The organism is Pseudomonas sp. NY8896, assembly GCF_039634505.1.
The window spans coordinates 113,903-128,216 of sequence record NZ_CP132351.1 but is presented as its reverse complement, the minus strand read 5'-3'; the positions used below and the strand labels follow the sequence as shown (position 1 = coordinate 128,216).

The following is a 14,314-nucleotide window of genomic DNA, read 5'->3' as shown; positions in this document are numbered from 1 at the left end:
TTACAGTTCGAAGTCTGCGGGGTTCAAGCCCAGCTCTAGGCAGATCAGGCGAGCAACTGCCTTTTCCTTGTTATCAAAGTCGCCATCCGAGGCGCCGACGGCGCACACCACACGGACCAGCAAGCGCGACTGCCCCTCATTGCTCTTGATCTTGCTGATCACTTTCAGAGCTTCCGCTTGGCCGATCTGGAAATCGAATTCGAACTTGCCGCAGGCGTCGTTGAAGACACCGATGACGTCATTCAGATTGAAGACTTTCAGCTCCGGCGAGTTATTGATGAAGCCGGTCATCTTCATCTTTTCTTCGGATTTAATCTCGCCGTCCGCGGCGGACATCAATGCACAGCCGTTAGCGATGGCGGCCATGAAGTCCCGGTTCTTATATTTACCTACCTCGGTAGTCAGCGTTTCGCGGGCTTTGGCCGCGTTGGTTTTCAGCCATTCGAGCATGTGTTCCCCCTCAATGAGCGGGGCACTAGGTCCCCGCCGGATAAGTTTTACTTGGAGCCCGCTTTCCAGCGCATCCCCCAGCCGTAGGCTCGATCCATCTCTTCGTGCCCGGGATGGAAGTCGACTCGGCGAGAGACCTTAACGGCCCCATTCACGTTTTCAAGAAGAGCAATCGCACACATGCCGTGGCGACCTCCCTCCTCGTTCATGCGTACCTCGATCTCCGGTTGCCCGGGAACGAAGATGGTCACCACCCCGTCGGTTGCTTTCCAATTGGGAGCGCCGTCATAGATGAAGGCGAACACCAGAATCCGTTTAACCTCGCTCCAGTGTTGCCCGTTGATGTGAAGCCATTCACCACCAGCGACAGAGCCAGTACGGTCATCCCCCATCAGTTGGATGTACGGCTCTCCGCGCAGATCACCGAACCGCTTACCGAGCGCCTGTACAGCACCTTTGTAGCCGTCCTGCATTTCGAACAGGCAACCCAGGTCCAGATCGATGGCGTTGCGTTTTCCCAGAAGGCCGCCAAGCAGGCCAGTGCCGCCCTGGTTCCAGTTCAGGTTGACCTTTATCTCACCGAAGCCAGCAGACGTTTTTTCCAGGCTGATGCTAGAGCGAGACTTGTCGAGGGTCACCTTGCTGAGGCTGATCGTCGATTTCGGCGCGGACGGCGGTACCGGCGCAGGAGCGGGTGTCGGCTGCGCCGTGTTCTGGGCCGGATTCCCCGATGGCGCGGCAATATCGACACCGAAATGCTTAGCCAGCGGCTCCAGTCCACCCGCGAAGCCCTGTGCGACACAGCGGAACTTCCACGCTCCCTGGCGCAGGTAGAACTCGCCAAGAATGAGCGCCGTTTCGTTCATCCCGCGTGTTGGGATCTGAGCTTCAATCCCTCCAGTAAGGGCCAGCGCCAGCGTCGAAACGCGATCGAAGGTCGCCTTGTTCTCATAAATGGTCGCGGTGAGCGCAACTTTCTCCACGGCAGGATCAACACGACTGAGATCGACTGTGAATTCAGCGCGACCGGCCGAGCTGGCCGTCAGCTGGACTGCGCCGCTCAGAATGCTGGTTTGGCCGTAGAAGCACATGTCACCATCGCCGCGGACTTTCCCCGTGTTTGTCAGGGCGAACGCGGAGATATCAAGGTCTGCGCCTGGGATCGGCGTATAGCTGATGTCCACGCGCAGTTGGCCGGTGGCAACCGGCGCATTACCGCCAGGTACCAGTGTTGTCATGCGCGTACCGCCTGAATGGCCAGGTTGACGAGGTCATCCGCAGTGCGGCCGTTGGTGGATTGGCCGATCGCCTTGAAGTCCCAGTCGTTACCCTTGCGGCTGAGGCTGGCCATCACCACACCGGTATGCTGGCCTTTCTCCGCGAGATTGAAGCGCGCCAGCTCCTGGTTCTTGGAGTTGTTCACGATGCGGCAGTAGGCGTTTTCTACTTGGTCGAATTTTTGCCCGCGGAAACTGTTAACAGTGAATACCAGGTGCTGGACGGAGGCCGGCAGGCGCTGCAGATCGACGTTGATGGTTTCATCGTCGCCATCACCTTCACCGGTGAGGTTATCGCCGGAGTGCTTGATGGAGCCGTCCTTCGAGCTGAGCTGACGGAACCAAACCAGGTCCACCGGCTTCATGTTACCGTCCAGCAGAATGCAGGAGGCGTCGAGGTCGATCGAGTCGTTGCCGCCCCCGAGGAGTTTGGAGAGGAATCCACCGGACTTCACCGGGTCCCAACCCAGTCCCAGGCTGACCGAGGTGAGACTGCTGCCGGCAGTTTTCTCCAGCGAGATGCTCTGATTTTTGCTCAGGGTGAGTGCCATGTTTACGCTCCTTGTTGATCTTCAGAGTTCGAGTGGGAGGCTCGCGGAGGAACACTCCCCGGGCTCCCTGCTTTGCTAAACCGCAGGCGGGAACGCCGCCATACGGGGTGAAAATGACGCCAATGCGCATCTTGCGCGGCAGCCAGTAATTCATGATCGCCGCGGGTATCGCCCCAGGCCCTCAACCGGTATTGGGTCAGCGGACCATAGATGGCTTCCAGGCGGAGCACCTTGTTCTCGCAACGACAATTGTTTCCGCTGATCCTACCGGTCAGGCGGCCATCGACCACTTCCAATTCTGTCCCGATGAGCTTGATCCCGAGCCGGTCGGCGAATGGACGCAAAACCAGGGCCGGCGAGGCCGAGCAAAGTGTCACTTCTGCTCCGGACGCCATTTCGGCCGCGACGGATCGTAACCCTGATGGGCGCATGAGCTTGGGCCAAACCGACTGGCAGAAATCTTCTGCTTTCTGGCCTACCCATTTGGCTTCCACGCCGGCGAGAAATGTGCTCACCAACTGGGCCTTTAGCTCATCTCGTGACATGCCCCGCGAGAGGTACTTCAGGCTGGGCAGCACCAGCCTGAGGATACGAAGGGTGAACTCACGAGTGCCGAAGGCAAACCGAAGGAACGGCACGAAACTGTCGTGCCGGGTGAGGGTTCCATCGAAGTCAAACACCGAGAGCACTTTCGCTCCTTTCGGCCCTGCCTCCAGCATTTCGATGCTCATCAGTTAGCCTCGGCCAGGCGGACACTGAGTTCGCCATTACCCATTTCGGCGGGCTTCACTCCGTGCCACTTGGCGCGCTCGAGGATGTTTACTGCCCACTTGTAATGAGTAGCCGGCTCGCACATTGCGTCGTTGTGCTTGAAGACGGCGGGGGCCACATCGTTGACGATCAGCTTGGCGCAGTTGAGGTCCTCCAGGCTCACGCGGAGCGTGTCCTGAATGATGCTGATCTGGCTTGGATGAATTGCCGTCTTGCCTACCAGGCCATGCGCGATATCGAGCTTCAACTCCTCCCGAAGAAGATGGGGGGTGGCCAGCTGTTCGAATACAGGGGCCGTCAGGGCAAAGCCCTGTGCTCCCATTACGCCGGCGAGCATGGGAATCACGTAGCTCATCGGTGTGTTGTAGAGCGTGGTGGCAGGGTTCCGGCGCAGGCCGAGGCAGCCCATTAGGTCGTTCCCGCCAATCCGGAGGGCGATGATGCGTTGGTTCAGGTTGGCTTTCAGAGCCTGACCGAGCTCCACCATGGCACCCGGATCGTAAACATCGCTCGTTTCCAGAGTTGGCATGAGATAGAGATTAGGGTTGCTGACCGCGGCCTCCCAGAAAGCGAGAGACTTCAGCGTTAGCTTGGGAACGACGAATCCGTTGACGTGCTTCATCAGCGGCCATTCGTTCAACACTGCTGCCATCTCTGCATCGCGAGGACGGACGAATAGCAACGGCCCCTGTTCCGGGCGGCCGCCACGGGCGTCGATGCCCATGAGGAGCGCCTGCAGATTTGCGAGCGCACTTTCGACGTCGATCGCCGCCACTGCGTCTTCCAGGCATACCACCAGTGAGCGAAGCTCAGGAATCCTCATCCCGAACACCACATCCAGGATGTCATCGCGAGTTGCCGGCATGTACAGAGTCGCCCCGAGAGCGAATGGAGAAATCGCCTTCATCAGTTCGTACTCCGGATGATGGTTACCGCACGGTACGGCCCCAGTGCCTCGCCGGCCTCCTCCACCGTTACCCCAGCGCGCTCAGTGAGATGCAGCAGGAGTTGCACGTCGCCGTCGTTACGATCCCGGACCAGCACGTGATCGGGTACTCGGCGCAGGACTGCTCGGGTTGCCTCGGCAATACCCGGTTTGACGCGGTTCAGGTTGCTGATGCCGAAGCGGGTAGCGAGGGAGGTGACCACGTTTTCAGCTGCGGCCTGGAGCTTCAGGCGCTGCTCGTGCGTCCAGGGCGATGCAGTTTGAACACTGTTCAGCGCTTGGCGCTCAGCCTCGATCTTGTCGATGAACTCACGTGTAACGTCGTGTTCATGCAGGTGGTCGTAAACCACGCAACCATGAAGCCCACCTTGAGTCGGCCAGATGGATCGAGATACCAAGCCTGAAACGGTTGCGCCCAGGATTCCGGACGGGATTACCCAGTCCTCTGCGGAGGCTGCGAGCCATGCGCGGCCGCAGGGGTCGGCAAGTACAACGAGACGTGGTTCTTCCGGGAAACGCTTGTCGGCTCCCAGCGTCCGCTTGAGCTCGCCAGAAATTGCTCCCTTGCCGGTCCAGCCATCCACGAAGACGATGTTCTCCGCACCGTGCAACTGGATGATTGCTTGGAGGGCCACCGTATCGATCCCGCGATCACGGATAATGCTTACGCCATAATGGTGGGCGTCACGGCCCATCTCGACCAGTGCCCGACGGAGCAGGACGCCAAGTGGAAGACCGGCGCGCACGAAGGAAACCAGGGCGATACTGGAGCCGGTGTAGGCGGCATTCAACGCCAAAGCCAGAGATTGAACATCTTCAGCCATGCGCGCCCCGTTCTGCACAAGCGCACGGGCGTACAGGGACTTGTGCACGTCGGTAGGCGCGTGTTCTTGGCTGATCATCTCCGAATAGTGCTTCTGATTGCTTTGAATCAGGCGCTCCTTCTCCTCGACATCGGTGACATTCATTTCCACCGACTGCAGAAGGAAATGGACGTCTTCCGGCGCGTAGCTACCGCTGCCGACGGTGTTCAGGGTGGCGAGGAGATTACTCATTGATCATCTCCTCCACGGCCTTGGCCAATTGGCTGCGAGCGGGTGTAGCCCACATGTGGCAAAGGTCCATGAATCCCAGGTCAGTGATGCTGTCGCCGAAGCCGAGGACCGGGCGTTCGCCGTTGATTTTGGCGTCACGGCGCAGCCATTCTTGAACGGCCAGGCGCTTAGCCAGCCCCTTGGGCAGGAACGCGAGGTTGTTGCCGTTGGCATGGATGTGCATGCCTTCCAGCATGCCTCGAGCCTGAACCTCGTTCAGGACCTTGGAGAGGACAGCGTCATCGGATTCATTGTGTTTGGTCACCACGTAGTGGCGCAGGCCCTCTTCTTCCACAACCCAACCGCGGAGCGAATAACCCATGTCCTTCCCGATCTGCAGGGTTGCTTCGCTCAACGCCGGCAGTCGATCCTGGAAGGTCCAAAGGGACTCGGCCATCTGTCCATGCCAGTCCTGATCCAGTGTGCCATCAGGCCGGAGCATCACCCCCCCATGCGAGCAAATAGCCCCCTCGGTGAAGGGGAGCTTGACGCGGCTGTAAGCCTCTACGCTGCGCGCGGTGACAGGCACTACATCGGCCGAAGCCAGCAGCCAGTTGACGAAGGAGTGCTGGACCGGGTTCATGTACCCATTGGGTTGGCCGTGTACATCCAGCGTCGCGGTAGTGCGCGGCGCACCTTCGACCATCTTGCGAGCGGTCTGGAACAAGGTGTCGTCGAGGTCGACAAATACCAGGGGACGATTACTGCTCATCGAAAATCACCTCTGCATTCAGGGCCGCAACCAGCTCTGCAGGGACTGCCTGCGCGGGGGTTTCGGTGCAGATCAGGACTCGGTCAAACTGCCCCGGCTTCACGTTGTAGAGGAAGTTCGGGATGCCAAGACCGTAGTTGTCAGAGAACGACAGGGCATGCTCAATGGAGTGGCCCAAGGCGATTGGAGAGCGACTGGTGGAACTGAAGTGAACATCAGCGCCTGCACGTTCCAGACGCTCGGCCAGCAGGAAGGGACGCCAGACGAACTCACTGGTGCCCAACACGATGATCTTTTCGCCGGGTTGGACCTGGATCTCGGGAGCAAGCGTGTCTTCCACATGACGGACGCCCAGGCGGCCCCAGTCTTTATCTGCCGAAAGTGGCCACTCTCCGATGGATACGGCCCCTACGTCTGGCATTTCGGGCAGCGGCGCTGCCTGGTCTTCATGGAACTGATAGGAGCCCTGCATCAGCGACACCGCTGTCGCCTGCTCGCCGATGGCATGGCGTACAGCGCCAGCAGACCAGTCCGTGAGGACACACGTGACGACACGCTCGATCTTGCTCAGGCCTGCATCTACCAGGGCGCGATGCAAGTTGACGAAGGTCTTCCCGGTGGAAGCCTCATCGTCCACCAGTACCAGCGATCGAGCCTGTAGCATCATTTCCCGGACCTCTGGGTCGACGGGCATGTGGATCAGGTGAGCGCTGGCGTGGCTGTGTTCTTCCTCGAAACGAGCGAAGAGCTCGGTGCCGAGGGGGTGGCGAGTGCTGATGAGGTATACGCTGTCAGGGCGAGTTGCGCTGAAGGCGCGGTGCACGCCGGCACCGAGGCCTACGGCAGTTTCGGCCATGCCAATGACCAGCACTGGTCCAGGGAGATCAGGCGGGATTTCAGCAGCCAGGCTCTCGAAGCTGGCAGCCATGACCGATGGGCGCACTGGTATATGGCGGCCCAGCACTTTGGAAACGAATAGGAATGCCCGCTTGGGATTCCGGCGCTCTGCAAAACCGAACAGGTTTGCGGGAGGGAGGACGGCGTCGTCGACTTTGACCTCAAGAAGCCCCCGCTTGAGTTGGGCGCGTAGGGACGTTGGTACTACGTTGTTTTCCATGATTGCTTCCTTGATTGGCGCGAGGGGTGACCCTAACGCCTTGTCCCTTGCTTTCAACCCGAATAGGGCTTACGGATTCCGCGCCTCGATTTTCCAAAGCGATTGTTGGGCTTCACGGGCCATCTGGGATGTCGTGAAGGTCATTCCTGTCGGGGCACGATTGGGCTCTACACCACAGGCGTCGAGAAACGCCAGGGCAAGTCCAGCCTTGACTGCGAAGTTCATGTTCTGCGCATCAGGAACAGTGGAGGTCACCATCCCCACAACCGATCCAGAACCATCGAACAGAGGGCTTCCGCTTGATCCCGGCTGAATCGGAGCAGTGAACTGGAGCAGGCTGGCGTCATTGTGTAGGCCAAAGAGTGCAGATACGCCCCCCTGAGTAACGTGTATTCCTCCACCGGCCAACCCAGCGAGTGGGTATCCGAGGGCAACTACTGTTTCCCCCAGGTCACAGCCAATCCCATCGCGGAAAGCCACTGGTTTGAAGGCAGGTGCGCCTTGCACCCGGAGGAGCGCCAGATCATTCCGCTGGTCAACAACTACGGCCTCGGCACGATGCCGACCCTCGAACGAAGCAATGTGGATCTCTTGCATGCCCTCGATCACATGCGCACACGTGAGAATATGAGTGGATGTCACAGCAAAGCCGGTACCGGTCGCGCCGGCTGCCGATCGGTTCTGATCTGAGGAACCGAAGCGGCGATGAGGATGGGCATCGTCGATATTCAGCCCGATCCGACGTCCAAGCGCTGTGAGACCGTATGCCGACCCTTCAGCGAGAGCGCGGAATTTCCACTGTTGATTGCGGCAGTAGAACTCGCCGACGATGATGGCTGATTCGCCATTGTCGGACAGGTCCAAGCTGACTTCGATCTGAGAGTCGACTTGCAGGCGAAGGGACCGGAGTTCGCTGACTGGTCCCATTGCCGAGAAGGTGTAAACCACCAGGAGCAGACGGTCGGCGCCGGTCGGCAGTTGGGCGAGATTCAAGCTGCAGCTGACTTTCTCCTGCGCGCCACTCCACTGCATCCAGGGCTGGGTGACCTGGAACAGTGCTGCCTCCCCTTGGGGGTGACGTTTATCGTCTAGTGGAAGCAGAGCAACAGCTGCGTATTCCCCGAATGCCGAGGAATTTCCGCACTCCAGCGTCCAGGAGCATTGCGCAGCTCCCAAAGCGGTGTTTGCGCCAGGCGCCAGCACCATCATCCCTGCTTCGCTCCTTGAGTCCCGTACCTTATAAAAAGCGGCAAAATAGTATCAAACTTGAGGCTTGATTACATATCAGGTCGCCACTGGCACCGCAACGGTAATGGCTTTCACCCTGATATTTGGTATCCACTGACTCACCGGCTCGGGCAGTCCGAGCCTTCTGGTGGCGAAGATACCTGGCAGGTTGATTCCCGTATGCCGGGTGTAACCGATGCCGCCCGAGTACCGCGGATTGATCTCGAGGAGATGCGGGACACCATCTGCATCATCCCGCGTCTGGACGTTGACCAGTCCATCGCACTGAAAGTGAGCAGCGGCTTTCAGTGCGAGTTCAACCGCTGGCGAATCGTTCTCGAATGTCTGGTGAAGGCCCTGCTTCCGGCGTCCAACGTATGCCACCGGACGGCCGGACTCGCAAACCATGTCGATCGAGCACTCGCTCCCCGCCATGTACGGCATCACCAGCATGGCGGGACGCTCCCCGCCGGCGCGATAGGCTTGCAGGTAAGTTTCGAACTGGACTTCCCGAGAGTCGGGGTTGGCGAAGCAACGGAACGGGTCCGCTTCAGACTTGAATCGCCAGAATCCTTGGCCGTAAATGCCCACAGCCGGCTTCACACAAACGTCTCCGTGAGCGCGAAGGGTTTCGTAGGCGTCGATGAGTTCCTCGGCGTTGGTTGCCGTAATCGCGGGGACACAGGCAAGTCCAGCGCGCTCTGCTTCAGCAGTGAACTTGCTTTTGTCGTCTACCAGCTCGAACGTGCTCATGGTCGAACCACCGGTAACCAGCACCAGCCCTGCAGCCTCGAATCGGCGACGCTGGGCCTCGAAAACACTCCCCACTCGGCCGGCCAGGATAACTTTGATCTTATGGGTCAAGGCTGTCTCGATTACCCAGTCGATTCGTTCTTGGTTGTCCTTCGGCTCAATGAAGCTCACGTCGGCGTGACCGGTGATTTCAGGCCTTTCTTGGCGATGGGAGGCAAAAATCTTTACCTCCGGTGGTAGGGCCTCACGCGCTCCTAGAAGAATGTCGCGCTGGCTGGATTGTCCCTCAAGAAACCAGATCAAGATGTGTGTCCTCATGGAGGCCGCGCCCGTGCAGAACGAGCGGTCAGCTGTGTTTATGGTGGAAGGGACGATAACGGGGGCTCGGCGCGTATCAACCGGGCGGGGGCATTCTACTGGAGGGTATCGGCAAGAGCTGGCCAAAAGACAAGTCACTTTGCCACTAGATATGGCAAACGCTGGCTACACTCTGGGCAAGTCCACCGTAAAGGTCGCTCTGAAATGGATGCAGAACGGATGACTCAGGTCGTGGCGGTCCTCGAGAAACAGGAATCTCGGTACCGTTGTTCAGCTATACGATGGAAGATCGGATACAGACTGCTGCTGATCCTTTCAGCAGTCCTATCCGCATCCGCTGCCATCGTTGCAAAGCTGTCATTCGTCCCTGAGGGGCTAGGATCTGACTTATCAGCCATTCTTGCGGGTGGAGCAGCCATAATGACTACGGTCATGGCTGCCCTGGATTTTGAGACCAATTTCCGCTTGAACAGGCGCTCTCGGCATCAGATGCAGATATTGGTAATCGAAGCGATGAAGGAAGGGGCTGATCCTGAAGCCCTCCTCTCCTCCGCCCAGAAAGTCATTGATGAACGTACCAAGGAGTTGGACAAGCTGGACTAGCTACTCACCTGGCCCACGGAAAAGGCCCAGCGGCGCTTAAAGTCCTCCAGCTTCCGCAGGTTTTCCTCTTCACTCCACTGCGTCGACCAGACGATCTCCTTACCCAATTCTTCGCGCTCCGGCTGAGGGTAGATCGTGTGCCCGTCACTCTGCCGCTCATAGCGCCAGCCATCTGGAATGTAGCTGTAGTGATCCCGATAGTCCGCAGGTTTCGTCCTGTTGTGCTCCTTGTTCTCATTCGACTCGTGCACAGGTATCAGGAAAACGGTAGTGACCAGCTGGATATCCAGGGTGCTTTGCTGATCAACGCTGAAGTGATCTGCAAGGTTCAGAGCGCCAAGCTCTTGCGGATTGAGAGAGGTGAGGTACCCGTAGTAGTCGTTGTGACACGGCCCCTTAGTGAGGATCTTGCCTCCGTGAACGTACAGGAGCTGCGTCTCAGACTCCTGAAGCCAGATAACCTCCCGCTGAAATTCAACTCTCTGACGCTCGCCGCCAATGTTGACGTGGTCAACGAAGGTCTCGGTTGTTCTCTTCGCTATTGGGGAGCAAGTGCGGATCGGGCTCATAGACACCTCTCGAATTGTTCTGCGCCAGCTTACCGGTAGCTGTTTAGGGTTCAAGTCGAAGGATAAGTCGGCCTTTACGGGCCAATCGCGCTTATAGGCCTGCCCCAATCGCCTGGCGTTTTAGCCATAAATGATCCGGCGATCTGGGTTGGGTTTTGATGAATGAACCTTTTCTACCTGCTGGGCACTCCACAGTTAAAGACTCTGGAGAGGCTCAATGCGATGGCGTCCAAGAAGGGGGCGACTCCCCGCCGCATTCAACCGCAATTGGTCACCCTGGTAGGTAGGCCTCCATCGGGTGATTGGTTATTCGAGACGAAATTTGACGGATACAGACTGATGGCACGCCTCGATGCTGGTGTGACCTTGATTACCAAGAATGGCTATGACTGGACCAATCGTATGCCCAGTTTGGCCCAGGAACTTTCAGGCCTCCCGGTACGCGGTGTCTGGCTCGATGGCGAGATCGTAGCCCTTGACGTAGAGGGTCGCCCCGCTTTCCAACCCCTGCAATTGGCATTCAGCCAGAGACAGACAGATGATCTGATCTACTTCGCCTTTGATTTGCTCTACATGGACGGTACCGATCTGCGGCCCTGGCCGGTTGAACAACGCCGCGAGCTGCTGCAGATTCTGCTACAACAGTGCGACCTGGAGCATGTGCGCTTCTCGCCAACGCTAGAGGCCGATCCGGCCTCATTGTTGGCCAGCGCATGCCAGCTGGGCCTGGAGGGGCTAGTGGGCAAGCGTCGAGGCAGCGCCTATAGCGGCCAGCGCAACGGCGATTGGGTCAAGCTCAAATGCAACAACCGCCAGGAGTTCGTGGTGCTAGGCTACACCCGTGCCGGCGCGGGGATTGGCTCGTTATTGATCGGGCTACATGATGACGATGGCCAACTGCAGTACGCGGGCCGAGTCCACTCAGGTTTTGGCGGTCGCCAAGCCGATCAGCTGCATGCCCGGCTGCGCCACCTGCAGCGAGACGGCGCACCGGTAACGGCTCCGCCGTCACTCAAAGGCGCTTCGGTGGTGTGGGTGACTCCGGAACTGGTGGCCGAGGTGAAATTTCTGGAAATCACCCCCAGCGGCAAGGTCCGGCACGCAGTGTTCCTGGGACTTCGAGAGGACAAGCCGGCAGCGGGCATCAGCCTTGAAAGTAATACGGATCTGTAATGAGCAGACCGGGAGGACATCGTGTATGAGGTCGCGATCGAGGCGGAAGCCTGCGTGCTTCAATGCGAAATCAACGACCTGGTGATCGAGCAGCCGCGGCCAGTCCTATGGACCAGCGATTGGGATGCCAAGGGTTACTGCGAGTTAGAGTTTCGCGTTGTCTCGGGCACGGTCTATGACGAGCAGGGGCGTGCCGAAGATTTAGGCCGCAACGGCTGCGCGATCCTGGCAGAACGATATAGCGAGTACATAGAAGAGCAGATTTTACGGCAATACCAGGAAACGCAGGCAGAGGTGCCGCTGTAAGCGGCGGGAACTCTAGCCGCCAGCTGACCACCAAACCTGTATTAACTCATGTTCAAGGAGATCCCGATGGACAACTATCACGTGGTGGCCGAGGGTTCCGGCTGGAAACTGCATCTTCAAGGCGATAGCCGGGCGCTGCTGCATACATCAACCAAGGCCCAGCTGCTAGAGCAGTTGCCAGCGTACATGGAGGGCCGCACAGGCTCGGTGAAGATCCATACGGCCAATGGGCAGATCGAGGAAGAGCGCACTTATCCCCGCAGCGCTGATCCGCGCATTAGCAAAGGGTAGGACTCTGCCATCAGCCATCTATCAATAGTCGCCCTCCCGCCAGTCCGGCGGGGCGTTTTTCTTGCGCTACCACCGCTTGAGTGCGACCGCGGCCAAGAACGCTAATATGAGCACTCCAGCAGCTTTTAAAACATTAAGGTATTAGTCATCATCGTAGTCACTTGCGCACGCCCTGATTCTGTCTGGTATCCCCAAATGCATTCATTAAAAATAGTCTTTACCGAAGAAGACAAAGGCTTCGGTCAGGTGGGTGGCAGCGTCTGCATGGACGACCCAGGCATGTGGCCTCTGGCGCCCGACACCCAAGAGCCGATGACGCCTCTGTGTACAGTCACGGAAAACTTCCTGCCGGCTAAAGTCTTTCCGTCCGGCATGGCTGCCACGGTATTCATCACCGCTCGAAAGCAGCGCGCCGGCGGCTTCAAGCACTCTGTTGTCAACCGCTACTCACTTCATGAGCAAGCGGAGCTACCCGGTATCCAGAATGGTTACGCACGGTTCATTCTCCACCGGCTGTGTGAGGAGGAGTTACCCGCCCCGCCTGGAACGCTCCTGCTGGAGCGTCGTTATATCGGCTTCGAGCCAATGACCGAAGAGGAATTCGCCGAAGAGCACGCTGACGAAGACTCCGGACTGAGCATTAGCAAGCAACTCGGGCGAGCGGCCTGGATGCAAGATCCCATCTATGTTCCAGACCGGTACTTACTCCTTTTGCAACTGACCGACTATGAAATCAGCCGCTGGGCTACCGAGCAGGAAGGGATCTTTCTGGATGGCAACGGTTACATCTATCTGGACAAGCAAGCCCGGCGGAAAAACCAAGGCGACGAAGCCGGGTTCTTTTTCGTTCAGTACGCCTGAACGTCCTGCCAGGATCAGCAACCAGCTATGAACATCTACCACTTGGACAATCTGCAAGCACCTTGGGGAGACTGGGGCACGGTACTGCTCCAGGGCTTGATCGCCTGGGATGAAGATACCGATGTAGACAGTATCAAGCGCGCCGGCCCGTACACCCCGCCTGCCTATATACGCTCGGGCTCACTCGTGCTTACCCAGCCTGTCAAGGAAGCCCTGGAAAAAAGCGGCCTGAAAGGGATCGGTTGTTATGAGCATCTGGAGAAAACCCATGTCGTGCATATTGACTGGCTGCACTGGGATACCAGCAAGCCCATTACCGAATACCTCGATCTGGACGGCGGGCCGACCTCGATCATCGATTCCCTTCCGCATGACCCTGGGCTTGCCAAACGTATGCCGGAATACTGGCAAGCGTTCGTCGTGGGCAAGCTCAACCTGCTCAAGGACCCACAGCATGAACCCTCTGACCTCGGCCAATACCTCAAGGTACTCAAGGCCGACGAGCAGGCCGATTTCTTCAAAGGCGATGTTTATCGCGGGTACTTCCTGAGCGAAAGAGCCAAGGCTTGGCTGGAAGTAAAATGTCCTGGGTGTTTCACCTTCACCCTGCTTTCCAGCGCGCCATGAAGAAAATCGTGTTGTACCGACACGACCGCGGCTTCGGCCAGATCGGCGGTGCGCCTTTGCTCAAGGAGCTTTCCTTGTGGCCGGTCAACCCGCAAACCGGTGGGCTGATGACGCCCATCCTGACCCTGACCGAACAGTTCCGACCCGCCCGGTTCGTCCCACCAGGCATGGCTATCACGGTTTTTCTCGCCGTCGAGCAACAAAAGGACGGCGGCTTCAGCCGCCCGCTCCAGCGTCGCTATACAGTCAATCAGCAGTCGGAACTGCAGAACGTCATCAGCGCTGGCTTTACCCGGGTTATCCTGCATGAACTTGCCAACCAGCCACTGGAGCCCAGGAATCCCCCCTTACTGCTGGGGCAAGCGTTCATCGATTTCGAAGAAATGACCAACGAAGAGCATGACGAGGAGCATGAGGACGAGGACAGCGGGATCGGCCTGAGCAAGCCCAGCGGCCGGCCCTGCTGGCTGCAGGACCCGATCTACGAACCACCGCGCTACATGTTCATGCTGCAGCTGGTGGACGCCGACGTGGCCGAAGCCAGCCCGCAGCATGCTGGGCTGTTCGGCGAAGGCATCGGCTATCTGTTCGTGGACATGCAGGCACGCCGTGGGAAGGAAGGCGAAGACGCCGGTTTCTTCTTCATTCAGTTCACCTGAGCCATGAAG

At 58.4% G+C, this 14,314-nt stretch carries 18 protein-coding genes; 7 read left to right on the top strand and 11 right to left on the bottom strand.

Annotated elements, in window-relative coordinates; translation table 11 throughout:
* The 10 genes from Q9451_RS32175 to Q9451_RS32130 all read right to left on the bottom strand — a co-directional run bounded on the left by Q9451_RS32175 (nt 1) and on the right by Q9451_RS32130 (nt 9,201).
* Entirely contained in the window at nt 1–450 is a 450-nt protein-coding gene (locus Q9451_RS32175; RefSeq protein ID WP_010794506.1) for a tellurite resistance TerB family protein, read from the bottom strand.
* A gap of 47 nt (nt 451–497) precedes the next feature.
* Complete coding sequence (locus Q9451_RS32170; protein ID WP_189671913.1) at nt 498–1,688, bottom strand: TerD family protein; 1,191 nt, start codon at nt 1,686–1,688, stop codon at nt 498–500.
* Nucleotides 1,685–2,278: a TerD family protein gene (locus tag Q9451_RS32165; protein WP_057391293.1), complete on the bottom strand. Its 594-nt coding sequence runs from the start codon at nt 2,276–2,278 to the stop codon at nt 1,685–1,687. The genes Q9451_RS32170 and Q9451_RS32165 overlap by 4 nt, the downstream gene beginning before the upstream one ends.
* Before the next feature lie 2 nt (nt 2,279–2,280).
* Nucleotides 2,281–3,009, bottom strand: coding sequence for an HAD family hydrolase (locus Q9451_RS32160; protein WP_057391292.1), 729 nt, complete (start codon nt 3,007–3,009; stop codon nt 2,281–2,283).
* Nucleotides 3,009–3,956, bottom strand: coding sequence for an HpcH/HpaI aldolase/citrate lyase family protein (locus Q9451_RS32155; RefSeq protein ID WP_172688490.1), 948 nt, complete (start codon nt 3,954–3,956; stop codon nt 3,009–3,011). Before Q9451_RS32155 ends, Q9451_RS32160 begins: the two co-directional genes overlap by 1 nt.
* A complete protein-coding gene (locus Q9451_RS32150) occupies nt 3,956–5,050 on the bottom strand; it encodes a cysteine protease StiP family protein (RefSeq protein ID WP_010792509.1) in 1,095 nt (364 codons plus the stop codon). Before Q9451_RS32150 ends, Q9451_RS32155 begins: the two co-directional genes overlap by 1 nt.
* Nucleotides 5,043–5,801: a trehalose phosphatase gene (locus Q9451_RS32145; RefSeq protein WP_065760597.1), complete on the bottom strand. Its 759-nt coding sequence runs from the start codon at nt 5,799–5,801 to the stop codon at nt 5,043–5,045. The genes Q9451_RS32150 and Q9451_RS32145 overlap by 8 nt, the downstream gene beginning before the upstream one ends.
* Entirely contained in the window at nt 5,791–6,918 is a 1,128-nt protein-coding gene (locus Q9451_RS32140) for a phosphoribosyltransferase domain-containing protein (protein WP_065760598.1), read from the bottom strand. The genes Q9451_RS32145 and Q9451_RS32140 overlap by 11 nt, the downstream gene beginning before the upstream one ends.
* A 69-nt stretch (nt 6,919–6,987) precedes the next feature.
* Nucleotides 6,988–8,127, bottom strand: a complete 1,140-nt coding sequence (locus tag Q9451_RS32135; RefSeq protein ID WP_172688489.1) for a trypsin-like peptidase domain-containing protein — start codon at nt 8,125–8,127, stop codon at nt 6,988–6,990.
* A 75-nt stretch (nt 8,128–8,202) separates the two neighbouring features.
* On the bottom strand, nt 8,203–9,201 hold the full coding sequence (locus Q9451_RS32130; RefSeq protein WP_021018409.1) for an ATP-grasp domain-containing protein: 999 nt from the start codon (nt 9,199–9,201) through the stop codon (nt 8,203–8,205).
* 219 nt (nt 9,202–9,420) lie between these two features.
* Here Q9451_RS32130 and Q9451_RS32125 point away from each other — a divergent pair, with 219 nt between their 5' ends.
* On the top strand, nt 9,421–9,819 hold the full coding sequence (locus tag Q9451_RS32125) for a DUF4231 domain-containing protein (protein ID WP_172688488.1): 399 nt from the start codon (nt 9,421–9,423) through the stop codon (nt 9,817–9,819).
* Here the strand turns inward: Q9451_RS32125 and Q9451_RS32120 are convergent.
* Nucleotides 9,816–10,388: a hypothetical protein gene (locus tag Q9451_RS32120; RefSeq protein ID WP_010792515.1), complete on the bottom strand. Its 573-nt coding sequence runs from the start codon at nt 10,386–10,388 to the stop codon at nt 9,816–9,818. The genes Q9451_RS32125 and Q9451_RS32120 overlap by 4 nt on opposite strands.
* Nucleotides 10,389–10,550: 162 nt before the next feature.
* On the opposite strand from Q9451_RS32120, the gene ligD reads away from it, so the two are divergent.
* The 6 genes from ligD (at nt 10,551) to Q9451_RS32090 (ending at nt 14,305) form a co-directional block, all read left to right on the top strand.
* Entirely contained in the window at nt 10,551–11,561 is a 1,011-nt protein-coding gene (ligD, locus tag Q9451_RS32115; RefSeq protein ID WP_021263401.1) for a non-homologous end-joining DNA ligase, read from the top strand.
* Between the two features lie 21 nt (nt 11,562–11,582).
* The gene (locus Q9451_RS32110; protein WP_010794519.1) at nt 11,583–11,867 is read left to right on the top strand and encodes a hypothetical protein; all 285 of its coding nucleotides are present in this window, start codon (nt 11,583–11,585) and stop codon (nt 11,865–11,867) included.
* A gap of 66 nt (nt 11,868–11,933) precedes the next feature.
* Nucleotides 11,934–12,158, top strand: coding sequence for a DUF2188 domain-containing protein (locus Q9451_RS32105; protein ID WP_010794520.1), 225 nt, complete (start codon nt 11,934–11,936; stop codon nt 12,156–12,158).
* A gap of 195 nt (nt 12,159–12,353) precedes the next feature.
* Nucleotides 12,354–13,019 (top strand): hypothetical protein, encoded by a 666-nt coding sequence (locus Q9451_RS32100; protein ID WP_010794521.1) that lies wholly within the window; start codon nt 12,354–12,356, stop codon nt 13,017–13,019.
* Nucleotides 13,020–13,046: 27 nt separating this feature from the next.
* Nucleotides 13,047–13,646 (top strand): hypothetical protein, encoded by a 600-nt coding sequence (locus tag Q9451_RS32095; RefSeq protein WP_172688487.1) that lies wholly within the window; start codon nt 13,047–13,049, stop codon nt 13,644–13,646.
* On the top strand, nt 13,601–14,305 hold the full coding sequence (locus Q9451_RS32090) for a hypothetical protein (protein WP_223290568.1): 705 nt from the start codon (nt 13,601–13,603) through the stop codon (nt 14,303–14,305). Before Q9451_RS32095 ends, Q9451_RS32090 begins: the two co-directional genes overlap by 46 nt.
* Nucleotides 14,306–14,314 lie beyond the last annotated feature (9 nt).